Below are 17790 nucleotides of genomic sequence, written 5' to 3' on the forward strand. Positions count from 1 at the left end.
TCCGAATCGTTTATGAAATATTTTCCAGCTTTTAAAGCTAAATATTTGTTCAGTAGGTTGGCAAGTTTGTCTATGTTGTTCTCCGGATCTTTTTTTACGTAGTTAACCAGAAAAACACTTAAGTTTCTATATGTTAGATCTGCCAAAAACTCTTTATCCATATCAATCCGACCTCCTATGTTATAATTTGTTTTTCATAAGATTAAATATGTTCGGACGTCCGTTTTAATGACTCATAAAAATAAGAGTCCTATTTTTACAAGGTCGCTGACAACCCCCTGTGCATCTTTTCTGGCAACTTCGCCTTTGTTAACAAGCTCATCTACTATTTTTTCAATTTTTTCTCTTGAGTATGCAAATAGTCCCAACCCCATATTTAATGACTTTTCTAACAGGTTTGACATGAATGACATCTCCTTTCATATTTTTACTCAAACACTAATTCGATTGTCTTTAAGGCTTCAGGTAGTTTTTTTTCTTGAGGGTCTAAAATAACCTGTATGGCAGTCCCAAACATCGCTCCAAAAAGCATCCTAGCTATGGATTTGGGGGAATAGCCCTTTAAATTCATTTTTTCGGGAATATTATTCAGGACATGACTTTCGATTAAATTTGCTAAATCTTCAAACAGGTTGCAGAGCAGTTTACTAAATGAAACGGACCATAGCGCCATACTGGTAAAGTCATACAACAGTCTGAAAAGCTTAGGGTTATCTTCTAGTATTTTCTGAAAATACGTGATAAGTGATGATATTTTTTCTTTAGCATTGGTACCTTTTTTTAAACAATTTTCTACTTCCTGCAGGTACTTTTGCATCATCATTTTTATTACCTCTGTAAACAATCCCTCCTTATTTTTATAGTAATAGTTAAGCTGGCTTAGAACAACCCCTGCTTTATCGGCAATATCACGCAAAGATACATTCGCATAACCTTTTGATGAAATACACTCAAATGCAGCAATTAATATTTTTTTGGATTGGTTCATTTTTTCCATCTCGTTGTTCATGGCATTACTCCTTATTTGTTAATTCGGACATCCGACCAATTTAATTCTATTATAATACTCTCCCTTTACTTTGTCAATTTGTAATTTCATTTTTCATTTTTTATGAATATTCTGTGATAATATCATGTTGAATTGTTAAATTCTGTTAAATATTGGCTTTATTGAATAAACCACTTGATAAAAATGTCGATATATGACAAAATGGATAAAAGAATAAAGAATATAAAATTATTGCGTTATATAAAATTTGGCACAATACAAAGGAAGAGGATACAACTTGAGATACGTCATTCATATTTTAAAACAAACAGGTTTGCTTATAAGAAAAAATTACGTAATCATTCTGTCTTTTTTTCTACCGGCAATTATCCTGGAGATGGCTTATATAACATGCGGCATATATCCATTTGGGAAATGGGATTTGCTTATTATAGATCTTTATCATCAATATGCCCCTTTTATATCGGATTTGCAGGAAAGGTTCAGGTCATTGTCGGGCCTGTTATATTCATGGTCAGGCGGTCTTGGTACTAATTACCTGCCGTTATATGCCTATTACCTGGCTAGTCCTCTTAATCTAATTATAGTCTTGTTTCCAAAAGAATATCTGACTGAAGCCATACTTGTCTTAACACTATTGAAGATTAGCCTGGCCGGAGCCTGTTTTGCTATTTACCTTAAGAGTGTCCACAATGAACAAAGTTTAGTTACAGTAGCTTTTTCGTTGCTTTATGCCCTTTCCGGTTATGTTTTGGTGTTTTCCTGGAATATAATGTGGATGGATGCAATTTATCTCTTACCTTTGATTATGCTGGGACTTGTAAGATTGGTCCGCGATTACGGCGGCCTTTTCTATTGCATTACCCTGGCTGTTGCGCTCTTTTCGAATTTTTACATGGCATTTTTTATATGTTTATTTACCTTGCTTTATTATCCGGTCTGCCTTTTTCAATATAACAGCATTGAAAAGCCGGCCTTATTAATTAAAAAAACAGCAAAGTTTGTAGGGTTTTCACTGCTATCCGCCGGACTCTCGGCTGTAATTCTTGTGCCCACATTCTTTGCCCTGAAAACGACCTCTGCGGCAGATGATGCTTTCCCAAGGACTATTACGCACTATTTTGATTTGTTCGATTATATAACCAGGCATTTTACCGCTGCTACTCCTTCCATCCGCGAAGGGATGCCAAACCTTTATTGCGGAATCATTGTTCTAATTCTTATACCAATTTATTTCTTATGCAAAAGCATACGGTTGAAGGAAAAGCTGTTGAATATGGCACTACTTGCTTTATTGATTGTGAGCTTCAATATTAATATTTTGAGTTTTATTTGGCATGGTTTCCATTACCCCAACCAGGTTCCATATCGGTTTTCCTTTGTTTACATTTTCCTGGTCTTATCCATGTGCTATAATGCTTTTAAAAAACTGAATGAATTTACCGGCAAACAGATAGGCGCTATCTGCATGTCGGTCCTGGGCCTTGTTATTATTTCACAAAAGTTTGATGATTTGTCACTTGAACATGCCACGTTATATTTCAGCATAATTTCCGTTATTTTATATGCTGTTGCCTTTACCTTTGATAAATCATATAAAATGCAGCATTCGCATTCGCTTAAGAGTTTGTTTCTTTTTCTGGTTATAACTGCCGAAGTAACGTCAAGCACAATTATTACCACCATAAAAATTGATTCAATTGAAGGTTATTCAATCCGTGACGGGTACTCAAGTGGTAAGGAAGTCGTACAAATTCGTGAATGGATTTCCGGTATTGCAAAAAAAGATAGTGATTTCTATCGTATAGAAATCTTTCCACCTAAAACGGCCAATGACCCATACCTATATAATTATCGTGGACTTTCAATCTTTTCTTCCACTATACCTACAAAACCTGTCAAAATGTTTCAGAACCTTGGTTATCACAGCAACGGCATCAATAGTTATGAGTACGAGGGGTCCACAGCGATACTGGATTCTCTATTCGGTATTAAGTACCTTGTTTACCGCTCCATAAACATTGAAGAGGGCTTATACCAACAGATTGTAGCTACCGATGAAATAACTGTTTTTAAAAATCCATATGCTTTACCATTAGGCTTTCAAGCTCCCAATGAACTAAAATATTTCCACAGTACCTGGTCAAATCCGTTTGATGCCCAGAACGCTCTTGTAGGATATATCTGCGGTATTAAGGATATTCTTGTTCCCATAGACCAGGAACAGGGGACTCACGATAATCTGATTTTCAGCAGTCCAGGCACAAAATATTACAGCTTTAAGCGCACCAACAAAGAAAAGAGTTCTACCGCAAGAATTCGGTTTACAGTCAAAAAGGATCAACAGGTTTACCTTTACTTCAAAGCGCCATACAATATGAAAGGCAGCGGATTTGTGAAGGTCAATGACCAAAAAATAGAATTCAACCCAAAGCATTCTTCAATTATTAACCTTGGATTTTGCAAATCCGGCATTTCCCTTGAATTGCAATTGTTCTTTGATGAGTCTGCTCCAGAATCGGGCACTTTTGAAATATATGCCTGCGGTTTGAATCAGCAGGCATTCGAAAATGCAATATCACTTATTCGGGAAAAATCAATGACTGTTGAAAGATTTACAGATACCCGAATCCTTGGCCACATAGAAACAACAAATGACGGACTAATGGTTATGACCATACCATACGACAAAGGCTGGCATATCAAGGTCGATAACCGGGAAGTTAAAACACAAGCTGTAGACGATTGTCTGCTGGCTTTTGAATTGGCGGCGGGCTCACATAAGATTGAGTTGTGGTTTGTTCCGGAAAAGTTTTTCATTGGCCTTATGACTACACTAGCTTCCATTTTGATACTTATCTTGCTTTTTATTAAAAAGGGTGGCGTTATAAGCTTTATGAATAATAAAAAGAACATGGGTAAATATATGATGCGAAGCTAATATATAATAAAAATGGGGGTTAACTAGAAGTGGACAGGTCATTAATTACAGTTGTTATTCCGGTATACAACGAAGAAAACCAGATTTGTGAAAATATTAATGTTATTAGGAACTACCTGTCTAAAACAGGCATGGATTTTGAAATCCTAGTGGTTGACGACGGTTCAACAGACGGTACATGGCTTAAGCTAAAAATGCTTACTGAAAATTTCCCAGGAATTAAGGCGTTGAGGCTAAGCAGGAATTTTGGCAAAGAAGCGGCTCTTTGTGCAGGATTGGAAGCTGCAGGGGGAGATGCATGTATAGTAATGGATTCCGACCTTCAGCATCCGCCCGAATTGATTCCTGAAATGGTCCGCCTTTGGAAAGAGGAAGGGTATGAAGTAGTGGAAGGAGTTAAAACTTCACGCGGAAAAGAAAGTCCGGTTAATAAAGTCGGAGCTAATTTGTTTTACTATATATTAAGCAAGCTTTCAGGGTTCGACATAAACCAGGCTTCGGATTTCAAGCTGCTGGACAAAAGAGTTGTCCAGGCATGGCGAGGCATGAATGAAAGAAACACCTTTTTCAGGGGAATGTCGGTATGGGTCGGGTTTAATCGGGTAAGTATTCCTTTTAACATAAAAAGCAGAACAAAAGGAGCGTCGAAGTGGTCCCTGTTCAAGTTATTCAAGCTTGCAATAAATGCCATAACCTCCTTTTCATCACTTCCGCTTCATATAGTTACTTTTATGGGGTTGGTTTTTCTTGCGGGTTCGTTGATACTTGGAATCCAGACTATGTACATGAAGCTCAAGGGTATGGCTTATAGCGGCTTCACAACAGTCATTCTGCTGCTTTTGATTATTGGGAGCACCTTGATGATAAGCCTGGGAATTATCGGGACTTACATCGCCAAAATATATGAAGAAGTTAAACGAAGACCCAGGTACATTGTGGCGGAAAAGATTGAAAGCAGAAAGGAGCTATTTATTAAGTAACATAAAGTGTTCATAATATAAAGCAATGAGCAGGGGGAGTAGCTCTTAGCATACATTTCAAAGAGCCGCCATTGGTGTGAATGCGGTATGAAAGCTAAGCGCGAATGGGCCTGTGAGCACAGTCTGAACAGGAGATGACCTTTCATATGCACCTCTAGCAGCCGACTTTTTAAAGAACCAGGGCTCCCCCCATGCATCTCATATTTGAACACAGCGGTAAAACTACCTTTTTAAAAGTTACACTCCAGATTATATATCGTACTTATATCAGCTCTATCTAAACACCTAATCTAGGTACATCAAGCCATATATTGCCCCTCATTGCTGCTTCATGAGCAATAATTCCGGGAACAGTCATATCCATGGCCTTAACCACATCAATAGGTGGAGTTGTATCTTTTTCTATTGACTCAATAAAGTCTCTTACAATGTAATATTCAGATGTACCATGGCCTCCCAATAAAGCTTCTTTGGGAGCGTCGGGATCCGATGAAGAACAAACCATAGGCTTTGCAGCTTCATCTTCACCTTCAAAATAAGTGTAACCTTCATTATCATAATTTTCAAGACCATTTTCAATAAATCCCTTAGTGCCATACAATTCATAGTGGCACAATGCGGGCCGTCTTGGAAGCACAGAGCTTCTTAATACTTTAATAATAGCCCCCTTGCTAGTTTCAAATAAGGCAATCTGTACATCAATAGCTCCCGCCCCTACATTTGGAATAATACTTACATCCTTCCCCATACATGTGCACCTTACAATATAATCATCCATCAAATATAATATAGGTCCAAGGCTATGGGAGCAATAATGTATGGGTGCTCTTTGAGCTCTCCATTTTATTTCTTTGGTAGTAGAATCCAAAACCAGGTTCCGAATTTCATGTACATATTCTGCTTCTGCATAAATGATTTTACCTATCTTGCCTGCATCAATTATCTCTTTCCATTGTCTTACAAAATGCATATAATTGCAATTTTCAGCAAGCATATATTTCATTTTAGAGTTTTTTGCTGCATCAACAATTTGCTCACAACCTTCAATTGTATTGGCTGCCGTAACTTCAGATAATACGTGTTTATTATTATTTAATGCTTTTACAACCTGCTCTGCATGGTAGGGTATGGGAGATCCAATAACAGCTATATCAAAATCTGCATTTATAAAATCATCATATTTTATAAATAGTTGCCTATCCTCCAATTCAAAATCCTTGCCACCTGCTTCAAGGCTCTCTTCATTTGTGTCGCATAATGCTACCACTTCAGTTTTTGGATTATTTGCAAAGATGTGACCATATGCCGTACCTCTTCCTATTCCAACAAGACCTACTTTAAATTTAGTCATTCATATCCCTCTCTTTAAATTTTACTATTTATCTCCATATTTCTTTATTTTTCATACTTGAATATTTAAATCCAAGTATTAATTTATTTATTGCTTAAATTAATTTTACTACAAATACAAATATTTAGCAATATGATATCTATTAAATGGGCGCATTTATTTTTATGAAGAAAATGCGCCCCTATTAAATTAGAAGTGAAATGTGAAAAGTAAGAGGTAAAGGGTAATTATATGGAGCATTTTTTTATACCTACTCCTCATATACTTTATGGACACCGTCTATATTGCAGAAGTCGAGCACAATATCCTCCAAACTGAACGTATGGGGGGGCTTAATCAGGAATTTAACAAGAATGCTGTCCTTTTTTTCCCCATTATAATATTCAATATTTTTTATGAGCACGTCGTACCTTGAAAATACGTCAGTTAATCTATAAATAATTTCAGGTATATTTGCAGCCTCTATAATTATATTTCTATACTGTTTTTTTACGGCAATTTGTTTTTCCATTTTTTTTAATAGCATTAAGGTAATATATATGAGTATTGTAGAAATTACTGCTCCTTCATAAAACCCTATCCCTGCAGCCAGACCCACACAGGAAACAGCCCATAAACTTGCAGCAGTAGTCAACCCTTTCACATTAAATCCTTCGCGGACTATTGTTCCCGCACCCAGGAAACCTATACCGCTTATAACCTGGGCGCCAAGCCTTGCAGGGTCCAAATTTGTCTTTCCTGAAAATACCTTGAAAACATACTCTGATGTTACCATTACAAGGGCTGCACCAACACATACAAGGATATGGGTCCTAAACCCTGCAGGCCTGTTCCCATGCTCCCTCTCATAACCGATAATACCTCCGAGGACACAAGCTAAAACCAGCCTTGCAACAATTTCTATATAATACTGCATGTATAAATCTCTCCACTCCTTCTCGCTTCGTTAATATTATTCTTAACGTTAATTTTTATTGTTAATATTAATAGTACCTTTATTTACTGTCTTTATTTACTATCTTTATTTTTCACTATCTATTATAAACATAGATTACTTCTGTATTCTTTTCTTTCCATTCACTGTAATTCCTTATCATTTTAAGGTTTATGTTTAACACTTCCCATATTTCGGGGCTTTCATCACTTCTTCTCCAAGCAGCAGTGCCGGCAAGCTTATATTTATGGACCAGGGAGGATTTAAGATTTATAGAATTTTCATCTTCCATCCATATCTTATATGTCTTCCCGTCTTTTTTAAATTCAGCATAGAATTGGCCGCTGGCCTCATCCCATCTAACTTCGGCATTGTTTTCATTTACCATTTTTTTTGCACTCTCCATAGATAAAACCTGGGGATTTGTTACTTTTTTATTGCCATTTTCAGTTGTCTCTTCCACCCATAGGCGTGTATAAAATGGAAGGCCAAGTAAAAGCTTTTCTTTTGGCACCATATCCAAAACTTTTATAAGGTTCTTTTCCACCCAGGTAATTTGAGCAACAGACCCTGCTACCGGACTGGTTGTCCAGTGCTGGTCATATGTCATTAACATAACATAATCCACAATTTCTCCCAATGCTTTCCTGTCATAGCATTTCGACCAGGTATCACTTCCATCGGGAATAGTCACATCAATTGATACAACCAAATCCTGTTCCTTAAGTAGCGGTGTTAGCTCCCTGACAAACTGGGTTAAAGCATCTTTATCTTCCTTGTAAATATTTTCAAAATCAATATTTATTCCGTCCAGCTTGTATAATGAAGCATATATAAGCAATTGGCGTATGGCATTATCCCGCGCATCAGTATTATTTAAAAACCTGCTTGTAGCCTTAATATCCTGAAAGTCATTGCTAAAAAGGGCCCACACTTTGTAACCGTTATTGTGAGCCCATTCTACATAAGTTGCATCTGCCCTGTTAATAAGTTCTCCCTGGTCATTCTTTAGAGTGAACCATGTAGGAGATATTACATCAAGTCCCTCGATCTTTCCTATCTTATCCAGATCGGGTCTCCGACCATACATCATCTCCCATACAAGGTTTATTTTTCCGTTTTCCGGCTTCCACACCTCTTCCTTTTTTTCTTCTTCCGGTGGAATTAGGTTTACTGTGACCCACTTTACTACAACATGTTTTTTTTCGATATAGCCTATCGCTCCGCTGTTTGTCCTTACTTTATACCATTTTTCATATTCCTCAAATACTCTTAAAACATTTTCTTCCCCGTTGTTTCCCACGTCGAACCTTTGTATGATTGGATATTTCCTTGAAGGCCCTTTTCTAACGACAGCCTCTTTAACTATAGGCTCTGCAGTTTGTACCATCCTGTTCCTATAATCTATAATAATAACATTATTTTCTTTCAGGTAGTCCACATCTATGTTATAAAAGTCACTTAAAAACTCAATCGGTATAAATATCGCACCATCCTCTTCAATGGCAGGTATATTAAGATTAACAGGCTTATTATTAACCATTGCTTCCAATTCATTTGTTTTCATTCTTATTAACCTGTCCTTTGTAGTTATTGTAACTTTTTTTAAATTATCATCCCAGTGAATATACGGATCAATATATTCTTTTACTACATCAAAAGGTAAAAGTATTTCATCATCTATTATCTTTGGCGGGTTCTTTGAGAGGACAACATCCCCACCCACAACCAGGTTCAGTCCTTCAGTTTCAAAAGCTGCAGTCATGCTGTCATTGGGCATGAAGAAAAAGTAGTACGTAGCATAGGCAGCTCCTCCTGCGGCACTTATTAAAAAAAATACAAACAAAGCAATTAGAATAGCCTTCTTCATTTATTGACCCCCACGGCAATATTATCAGTAACTTGCATTTGCGTTCTTATATTTTTACTGTCTTGCATTTACATTTCAACTTTTCTTGGTATAAAAGTCTTGAATGTTTTCAACATTCTTTCATCAGGTTCAAATAAAACGACGGTTTTTTCTCCTTTATACACAAGGGTTAAAAAATATACATCCTCTGAATCAATAGAGCTTACTGCCTCGATCCTTTTATTCACATTACTTATACGCCTGTCATTATATCCGCCTTTTAACTTTGCAACAATGTCGAAGTCCTTGCAATTTGCACTAAAAATTCTTTTTCTCCTTTTTTGGGCAATTATCATGTCAATATCCAGATCGCCGTTTGTAACAATATACTCATATTCAATATTTCTTGCAATTACAAATTGGTACATAAAATATACAATTGCAGCAGCAATTATTAGAAAAAACGGTCTTAGAAAAGCTACCAGCTGTAAAGCAAAGAACAACACCAGCCCCGCTAATATTACTCCTACCATTATTAAGTAGTCTTTAGCTGTTTTTTTTCTCACAACAATTTTTTCTATAAAACTATCCATTAAAACCCTCCTATAGCTTAAATTACTAAATATAGATACCTAGCCTGGATAGGCACCATTCATTTTCTCTTCTTGAAATAAATTTTACCATAGATGCATGGGATTAACAACACAAAAAATCATCTAGGGCGCATTTTCTTCAAAATTTGAAAATGCGCCCATCATCTAAACATTGATTAGCCGGAAGGCACTTCCTGCTCTTCCGGCTAACCGTACATATACCATCCTTTTTTATTTTCTCGAATATAAGTTTAGTCAACTATCCATTATCTACTTCTAACTTCTCACCTCTAACCCCTATATCAATACATCCCGCCTCCTGGAGGCATTCCAGCTCCTGCAGGCATTGGAGGTTCTTTTTCAGGTATCTCGGCAACAAGGCTTTCTGTTGTGAGTATCATAGCTGCTATTGATGCAGCATTCTGCAAAGCAGTCCTTGTAACTTTTGCCGGGTCTACTATGCCGGCCTCTATCATGTCTACATATTTCTCACCTAATACATCATATCCGACGCCCTTCTCACTGTTCCTTATCTTTTCAACTACAATAGAGCCTTCCAGACCTGCATTACTTACTATTTGCCTTACAGGTTCTTCAAGGGCCTTCATTATAATCTGCACACCTGTCTTTTGATCTCCTTCTACTGATTCAAGAAGTTTCTCAACTTTTGGTATAATATTGAGATAAGCAACGCCTCCACCAGGTACTATACCTTCTTCTACAGCAGCTTTTGTTGCTGCAAGGGCATCTTCAATCCTCAATTTCTTTTCTTTCATTTCGGTTTCAGTTGCTGCCCCAACGTGGATAACTGCAACTCCGCCCGATAGCTTTGCAAGCCTTTCCTGTAGTTTTTCCCTATCAAAATCCGAAGTGGTCTCTTCAATCTGTGCCTTAATTGAAGCTATTCTCTTTTTGATTTCACTTGGTTTTCCGGCACCATCAACAATAATTGTATTTTCTTTATCAACCTTAACCTGCCTTGCCCGACCAAGCTGGCTGATTTTTGCATCCTTAAGTTCTAAACCAAGCTCCTCGCTGATAACTTCTCCACCGGTAAGTATTGCAATATCCTGAAGCATGGCTTTCCTTCTATCACCGTATCCTGGTGCTTTTACAGCAACACAAGTGAAAGTACCTCTTAATTTGTTGACAACCAGGGTAGCAAGAGCTTCACCTTCAACATCTTCAGCAATAATAACCAGTTTTCTCCCCTGTTGGACTATTTTCTCAAGAATAGGTAACATATCTTGAACATTGCTTATCTTTTTATCCGTAATAAGTATATATGGATCATCCAATACCGCTTCCATTTTTTCCGTATCAGTAATCATATAAGGTGAAACATAACCTCTATCAAACTGCATGCCTTCAACTATTTCAAGATTTGTACCCATTGTCTTTGATTCTTCTACGGTAATTACACCGTCATTTGTAACCTTTTCCATAGCATCTGCTATAAGGTTACCGATTACCTCATCGTTTGCCGAAATGGAAGCCACCCTTGCTATATCTTCTTTACCTTTAATTTTACGGCTTATCTCTTTTATGCCTTCCACCGCAGAATCAACGGCTTTGGCAATACCTTTCTTTAATACCATGGGATTTGCACCTGCTGCAACATTCTTCAACCCTTCCCTTACTATTGCCTGCGCAAGCAGGGTAGCCGTCGTTGTGCCGTCACCGGCGACATCATTTGTTTTTGTTGCAACTTCTTTAACAAGCTGCGCTCCCATGTTTTCGAATATATCATCAACCTCTATCTCTTTTGCAATGGTAACACCATCATTAATAACTGCAGGTGAACCAAACTTCTTTTCCAGAACAACATTTCTTCCTTTTGGCCCAAGTGTAATTTTAACAGTGTCGGCCAGTTGGTTGACGCCTCTTTCCAAAGCACGCCTGGCCTCTTCTCCGAACTTAATGTCTTTTGCCATAATTTTAATCCTCCTCAATAATTAAAGTTTTTCTATTCAACTATAGCAAGAATATCGCTTTGTCTTAGAATTGTATATTCTTCATTGTCTACTTTTACATCCGTACCTGAATACTTACTTATAATAACTTTATCTCCTACTTTTACTTCCATCTTTACTTCCTTGCCGTCTACCATCCCGCCAGGCCCTACGGAAATTATTTCAGCTATTTGTGGTTTTTCTTTAGCCGATCCGGGCAATACTATTCCGCTTTTTGTAGTCTCTTCCGCTTCAACTTTTTTAATCACTACTCTGTCACCTAAAGGTTTTATGTTCATAATATTACCTCCTGTTTCTAAATTATTGTTTAAAGTTTATTAGCACTCACATTAATTGAGTGCTAATTACAGTATTAATAATAATATATTATCCATTTTTAAATCAAATATGTGTTTTTGGCAAAATATAAGGTTATTTGCAAAATTTACACCGATTACTAATTAATTCCCATGTTTTCACCGTTTTACGCTATTTATCTTCTGCCTTTTAACTCTCTGTAAATATCATCAAGTTTTAACCCTTGTTCCACCATAAGTACAAGGGTATGGTACACAAGATCCGATATTTCATACTTTAACTCTTGCAAGGATTTGTTTTTGGCAGCTATAATAACTTCAGAAGCTTCCTCTCCCACCTTCTTAAGTATTTTGTCAAGCCCTTTCTCAAAAAGATAATTAGTATATGAACCTTCTTTGGGATGGACTTTTCTATCGGTAATCACGTGGTAAAGCTCCTCTAGTATTTCAGCTCCATTCTCATCTTGCTTTCCATTTCCCTTTGTAGATATCTTTCCATCTACCCCGTTAATTTCTTCTTCCACCGTTTTCATTTTTAGAAGAGCTCTATAAAAACAGGAGTTATAGCCTGTGTGACAGGCAACACCCTGCTGGCATACCTTTAATAATAAGGTATCTCCATCACAATCAACATCAATACTCTTAATATATTGATAGTGGCCTGAGGTTTCGCCCTTTTGCCATAATTTATTTCTGCTCCTGCTCCAGTAATGAGCTGTTCCCGTATGTAATGATTTCTCTAGGCTTTCCCTGTTCATATATGCCAGCATGAGAACTTCATTAGTTCTATAATCCTGTACAATAACAGGAATAAGCCCCTTATCGTCAAATTTCAATTCATCTAAAAATTGTCTATTTATTGTTAACTCATTATCCATTGTAATTACCTCAATATTTTCCCTTAATTTTCAATTTCCAACGCCTGTTTTAAATCTATATCTCCTGTATATAATGCCTTTCCGATTATTACTCCCGATACTCCTATATTCTTGAGTTTCTTAATATCTTCCAAACTGCTGACCCCGCCTGAAGCAATAACCTCCATATTCACTGCTTTTACCATCTCCTCAACAGCGTTAAAATTTGGGCCGGACAGCATACCATCCCTCGAAATATCCGTATAAATAATTGCACGTGCTCCCAGGCTCTCCATCTTTTTTACAAAGTCCACTGCAGTAAATTCGCTCGTTTTAGCCCATCCTTCTATAGCTACAACTCCGCCCTTTGCATCAATACCAATTACAATATTATCACTAAATATTTCTAAAGCCTCCTTTACGAATCCCGGATTTCTTACAGCAGAAGTGCCCAGAATTACCCTTTCAACACCTTTGCTTAAAAATGTTCCTATTGCATCCATCGTCCTTATTCCACCGCCCAATTGTACGGGTATGCCCGCTTTTTCCGTTATTTCAAAAATCACGGAAGTATTTTGAGGCTCTCCTGTCCTGGCACCGTCAAGGTCTATGATATGCAAATACCTGGCGCCCATTTTTTCCCACTTCAAAGCTATTTCAACAGGGTCATCCGAGTAAACGGTTTCTCTGCTGAATTGGCCCTGTACCAACCGCACACACCTTCCGCCCAAAATATCTATAGCCGGATAAATTACCATTTCCACCACTCCCAATATTATCTTATTTCACGTCAATTTTCATTGCTTATTTGACACTACCCAATCCTGCTTATTTGATACTACCCAGTCTTACCGGACTCTTATGATATATTATGATATGAGCGATTTGCCGGTTATTCTTTCATAGGCTTCCAGATATTTTGTTGACGTATTTTTTACAACATAATCAGGTAATTCAGGAGCCGGTGGTTTCTTATCCCAATCAATAGATTCAAGGTATTCCCTTAAATACTGCTTGTCAAAACTCTTTTGAGGCCTTCCCGGCTTATAATCATTCATGTCCCAGAATCTGGATGAATCCGGTGTAAACATTTCGTCAATTACCGCAAGTTCTCCATCAATAAAACCAAATTCAAGCTTGGTATCCGCAAGAATAATCCCCCTACTTTCAGCATATTCGCTTGCTTTATTATAAAGAACTATACTAATATCACGAAGCCTGGTTGCCAATTCCATTCCAATTTTATCGGCAAGCTCTTCAAAGGTTATACTTTCATCATGGCCTTCTTCTGCTTTTGTTGTAGGAGTAAATATAGGTTCAGGAAGCTTTTCACATTGTTTTAAACCGTAAGGAAGCTTTATACCGCTTATCGCACCGGTTTTTATATATTCTTTTAGTCCTGAGCCCTCAAGATATCCCCTTACTATGCACTCTGCCGATATCATTTCTGCTTTTTTAACCAGCATGGACCTCCCCCCGAGCTCATCCCTGAACCTGGACAGCTCCCCCGGGAACTCATCCACATTGGTTGTTATCATATGGTTTCCAATTACATCCTTGGTATAATTAAACCAGAATTCGGATATACTGTTTAAAACTTTCCCCTTGTTGGGTATAAGACTGGGAAAAACCACATCAAAGGCAGAAATCCTGTCAGTTGCAATAATCAGCAACCTGTCCCCGAAATCATACACATCCCTTACCTTGCCTTTTTTAAATAGAGGAAGATTTAAAAAGTCCGTATTGTTTATTAACTTGTTCATTAGTTACACCTCCGTAAAATTATGTTAACTATAATTAGCTATTATTACTGTTAATTTCCGTTATTACCTATTACTATCCGCTTACCATACGTTCTTAACTGTCATAACCCAGCAAACCGCTTATAGTATTCCCTTGGTAGACATTACTCCTGTTATTCTTTCATCGGTTTTTACAGCATCATCAAGCGCCCTGCCAAAAGCTTTAAAAATAGCTTCAGCCTTATGATGGTCATTTTTCCCATATAATACCTTTATGTGCAATGTCATGCTTGAATTAAAGACGACAGCCCTGAAAAATTCTTCAATAAGCTGAGTATCCATATCTCCTATCCGTGGAGAGCTGAAATGTGCATCAAAAACAAGAAAGGGTCTCCCGCTCAAATCAATAGAAACCATAACCAAAGTCTCGTCCATAGGTACAAAGGATGTGCCGTACCTTCTTATTGACTTTTTTTCACCAAGTGCATCCTTTAAAGCCTGTCCCAGGACAATACCGATATCTTCAATGATATGGTGGCCGTCCACTTCCAGGTCACCGGACGCTTCCACATAAAGGTTAACAAAACCATGCTTTGCTAACAGATTAAGCATGTGGTCAAAAAATCCTATTCCCGTATTAATTTTGCTTTTGCCCTCACCATCAATTACCAGGCTCAAAGAAATATCCGTTTCATTTGTTTTTCTTTTAACATCAGCTTTTCTCTCCATTCTACACCTCTCCAATAATTTTTATTATATCAAAAGATATTCACAGAATTCCATATCCATATTAAAAATATCCTTATTATATTATAGGGTTAGACAATCTTATTCTCGTTAAGGCTCATTCCCTGGTAAGGCGCATTTCCCGGACAGACTCATTCCCTATTTCCTTTTGGGACAAAATCTTTTCAACAACATCAAGGAATATATCCATATCTTCTTCTGAACCTATGCTTACCCTTAAATAATTGCTAATTCGTGGCTTGTTGAAATGGCGGACCAGGACCCCATTTTCTCTTAATTTTTGGAACAAGGCTAAGGCTCCTACTTCAGGATGGCTGATAAAAATGAAATTGGCTTTTGAGTCAATAACTTTAAACCCCATTGATTTTAAAGAAAGGGATACTTTGTCTCTCGTCGCCATTATCCTTTTTCTTGTTTCCTGGAAATAGTCTTCGTCTTTAAAAGCCTCCTCGGCCCCTGCAAGAGCAAGCCTGTCTACTGTATATGAATTAAATGAATTTTTAACCCTATTAAGCCCTTGTATCAAGTCTTCATGGCCAAGGGCAAAGCCCAGCCTTAAGCCAGCCAGTGACCTGGATTTTGAAAGGGTCTGTATAATCAATAAATTTGGGAAATTATCAATAAATCCTGCTGCAGATTCTCCTCCAAAATCTATGTAAGCTTCATCGATTATTACTACACTATCCGGGTTTTTGTCTACTATACTCCTAATTAAGCTTAATGGTAGGTACTTCCCCGTAGGGGCATTTGGATTTGGAATTATTATACCGCCGTTTCTTTCAAAAAATCTACCAACAGGAATAGAAAACTCTTCATCCAATTCCACAGTCTCGTAATCAATATTAAATATTGACGAATACACGGGATAAAAACTGTAAGTAATATCCGGGAAAAGTATAGGATTCTTGGGGTTAAAAAAAGCCATGAAGGAAAATGCCAAGAGCTCATCCGAACCGTTTCCTACAAAAACCTGTCCTTTTCGGAGGTTAAAATAGTCCGCTATGGTTTCCCTTAAAGAATCGCACTCAGGATCCGGATACAATCTAATGTCACTGTTACAGGCCTTCCTCATTGCCTCCAGTACCCTGGGAGAAGGTGGATAAGGGCTTTCATTAGTATTTAGTTTAATATATTTTTTGTCCTTCGGCTGTTCTCCCGGGACATAAGGTTCAAGCTTCCTTACTGTTTCACTCCAGTATTTGCTCATATACCTAAAGCCTCCTCTCAAACCTGACCTTTATTGCATTGGCATGGGCTGTTAACCCCTCTGCCCGGGCAAATCCTATTATGTCATCTTTTACCTCGTGCAAAGCCCTTCTTGAATATGAAATAATACTTGACTTTTTCATAAAATCCCCTACATTCAAAGGAGAAAAAAACCTGGTCGTCCCTCCTGTGGGAAGTACATGGCTGGGCCCGGCGCAATAATCTCCCACGGGTTCTGAAGAGTATTGGCCTAAAAATATCGCTCCCGCATTTCTAATGGAGCTTAACACACTGAAGGGTTCTTCCACACATAGTTCAAGATGTTCAGGCGCTATCCTGTTTGCAAGTTCAATTGCCTTTTCAATATTCTCTACTATTATTATTGCACCATATTCAGATAGAGCCTTTTTAATTATATCCTTTCTGTCAAGGTACGAATATTGCCTTTCAATTGCTTCCTGTACTTTCTCTGCCAGATCCCGCGATGTAGTTAAGAGAATAGCAGAGGCTAATGTGTCGTGCTCTGCTTGGGACAATAAATCTGCAGCAATAAATTCAGGATTTGCCGTATCATCAGCCACAACAGCAATTTCACTGGGACCTGCAAACATATCTATATCACAATATCCGTATACTAATTTTTTAGCAGTAACCACGTAGATATTTCCCGGGCCTATAATCTTATCTACTTTAGGTACGGATTCAGTCCCAAAAGCAAAGGCAGCAATAGCCTGGGCACCACCCATTTTGTAGATGCTGTCTGCCCCCGCTTCCTTGGCAGCAACAAGTATTGCAGGATTAACTTTCCCATCCTTCCCTGGGGGTGTTGCCATAAACACCTTATCTACTCCGGCTACCTTTGCAGGCACTATATTCATAAGCACTGAAGAAATCAAGGGTGCTGTACCACCCGGGACATATACCCCGACTGTTTCCAGCGGCTTTATAATTTGTCCCAGGATAATCCCGTCTTTTTCAGCTTGAACCCATGAATTTTCCTTCTGTTTCAGATGGAAATCCTCAATGTTTTTCTTTGCCCTCCTGATAATTTCCAGCAGTTCCCGGCCTACCAACCCGTAAGCTTCGTCTACCTCACATTCTTTGACCTTTATGGTTTCTTTTGCGAGCTCTACACCGTCAAACTTTTTAGTATACTCAAAAATCGCCCTGTCTCCGCCTTGTTTCACATTTTTAATTATTTCCGTTACCCTTTGAATTATATCTTCCTTTTCCAGTATGTTTCTTTTAATAAATCTTTCTATAAACTGCTCTTCTTGCGGTTCTCCCGCTTCAATAACCTTTATCATCGTCA

General features: G+C 37.8%; 17 protein-coding genes. 2 read left to right on the top strand and 15 right to left on the bottom strand.

What is annotated here, in order from left to right:
- From HPY74_10270 to HPY74_10280, 3 genes are all read right to left on the bottom strand, one after another.
- On the bottom strand, positions 1–161 hold a 161-nt coding region (locus HPY74_10270; GenBank protein NSW91033.1), incomplete at its 3' end, for a hypothetical protein.
- 72 nt (positions 162–233) lie between these two features.
- The gene (locus HPY74_10275) at positions 234–404 is read right to left on the bottom strand and encodes a hypothetical protein (GenBank protein ID NSW91034.1); all 171 of its coding nucleotides are present in this window, start codon (positions 402–404) and stop codon (positions 234–236) included.
- A 23-nt stretch (positions 405–427) separates the two neighbouring features.
- Entirely contained in the window at positions 428–997 is a 570-nt protein-coding gene (locus HPY74_10280; protein ID NSW91035.1) for a TetR/AcrR family transcriptional regulator, read from the bottom strand.
- A 289-nt stretch (positions 998–1286) separates the two neighbouring features.
- On the opposite strand from HPY74_10280, the gene HPY74_10285 reads away from it, so the two are divergent.
- Positions 1287–3950, top strand: a complete 2664-nt coding sequence (locus HPY74_10285; protein ID NSW91036.1) for a YfhO family protein — start codon at positions 1287–1289, stop codon at positions 3948–3950.
- A 29-nt stretch (positions 3951–3979) separates the two neighbouring features.
- On the top strand, positions 3980–4930 hold the full coding sequence (locus tag HPY74_10290; protein ID NSW91037.1) for a glycosyltransferase family 2 protein: 951 nt from the start codon (positions 3980–3982) through the stop codon (positions 4928–4930).
- Positions 4931–5207: 277 nt separating this feature from the next.
- Here the strand turns inward: HPY74_10290 and HPY74_10295 are convergent, their stop codons facing one another.
- From HPY74_10295 to hisD, 12 genes are all read right to left on the bottom strand, one after another.
- Positions 5208–6281, bottom strand: coding sequence for a Gfo/Idh/MocA family oxidoreductase (locus tag HPY74_10295; protein ID NSW91038.1), 1074 nt, complete (start codon positions 6279–6281; stop codon positions 5208–5210).
- A 250-nt stretch (positions 6282–6531) separates the two neighbouring features.
- Positions 6532–7197 carry an MgtC/SapB family protein gene (locus HPY74_10300; protein NSW91039.1) on the bottom strand — a complete coding sequence of 222 codons (666 nt, stop codon included), beginning with the start codon at positions 7195–7197 and terminating at the stop codon, positions 6532–6534.
- Between the two features lie 115 nt (positions 7198–7312).
- Positions 7313–9085, bottom strand: a complete 1773-nt coding sequence (locus HPY74_10305; protein ID NSW91040.1) for an SH3 domain-containing protein — start codon at positions 9083–9085, stop codon at positions 7313–7315.
- Between the two features lie 68 nt (positions 9086–9153).
- Positions 9154–9657 carry a hypothetical protein gene (locus tag HPY74_10310; GenBank protein ID NSW91041.1) on the bottom strand — a complete coding sequence of 168 codons (504 nt, stop codon included), beginning with the start codon at positions 9655–9657 and terminating at the stop codon, positions 9154–9156.
- 302 nt (positions 9658–9959) lie between these two features.
- A complete protein-coding gene (groL, locus tag HPY74_10315; GenBank protein NSW91042.1) occupies positions 9960–11591 on the bottom strand; it encodes a chaperonin GroEL in 1632 nt (543 codons plus the stop codon).
- Between the two features lie 32 nt (positions 11592–11623).
- Positions 11624–11908, bottom strand: coding sequence for a co-chaperone GroES (locus HPY74_10320; protein NSW91043.1), 285 nt, complete (start codon positions 11906–11908; stop codon positions 11624–11626).
- A 194-nt stretch (positions 11909–12102) separates the two neighbouring features.
- A complete protein-coding gene (locus HPY74_10325; GenBank protein ID NSW91044.1) occupies positions 12103–12804 on the bottom strand; it encodes a bifunctional phosphoribosyl-AMP cyclohydrolase/phosphoribosyl-ATP diphosphatase HisIE in 702 nt (233 codons plus the stop codon).
- Positions 12805–12827: 23 nt separating this feature from the next.
- Positions 12828–13541 carry a 1-(5-phosphoribosyl)-5-[(5-phosphoribosylamino)methylideneamino]imidazole-4-carboxamide isomerase gene (gene hisA / locus HPY74_10330; GenBank protein ID NSW91045.1) on the bottom strand — a complete coding sequence of 238 codons (714 nt, stop codon included), beginning with the start codon at positions 13539–13541 and terminating at the stop codon, positions 12828–12830.
- A 111-nt stretch (positions 13542–13652) separates the two neighbouring features.
- On the bottom strand, positions 13653–14546 hold the full coding sequence (locus tag HPY74_10335) for a phosphoribosylaminoimidazolesuccinocarboxamide synthase (protein ID NSW91046.1): 894 nt from the start codon (positions 14544–14546) through the stop codon (positions 13653–13655).
- A 120-nt stretch (positions 14547–14666) separates the two neighbouring features.
- On the bottom strand, positions 14667–15254 hold the full coding sequence (gene hisB, locus HPY74_10340; protein NSW91047.1) for an imidazoleglycerol-phosphate dehydratase HisB: 588 nt from the start codon (positions 15252–15254) through the stop codon (positions 14667–14669).
- A gap of 115 nt (positions 15255–15369) precedes the next feature.
- Positions 15370–16479 carry a histidinol-phosphate transaminase gene (locus tag HPY74_10345; protein ID NSW91048.1) on the bottom strand — a complete coding sequence of 370 codons (1110 nt, stop codon included), beginning with the start codon at positions 16477–16479 and terminating at the stop codon, positions 15370–15372.
- 4 nt (positions 16480–16483) lie between these two features.
- Positions 16484–17785 carry a histidinol dehydrogenase gene (gene hisD, locus HPY74_10350; protein NSW91049.1) on the bottom strand — a complete coding sequence of 434 codons (1302 nt, stop codon included), beginning with the start codon at positions 17783–17785 and terminating at the stop codon, positions 16484–16486.
- Positions 17786–17790: the final 5 nt, after the last annotated feature.

It is taken from the genome of Bacillota bacterium (assembly GCA_013314855.1).
Taxonomy (GTDB): Bacteria; Bacillota; Clostridia; order Acetivibrionales; family DUMC01; genus Ch48.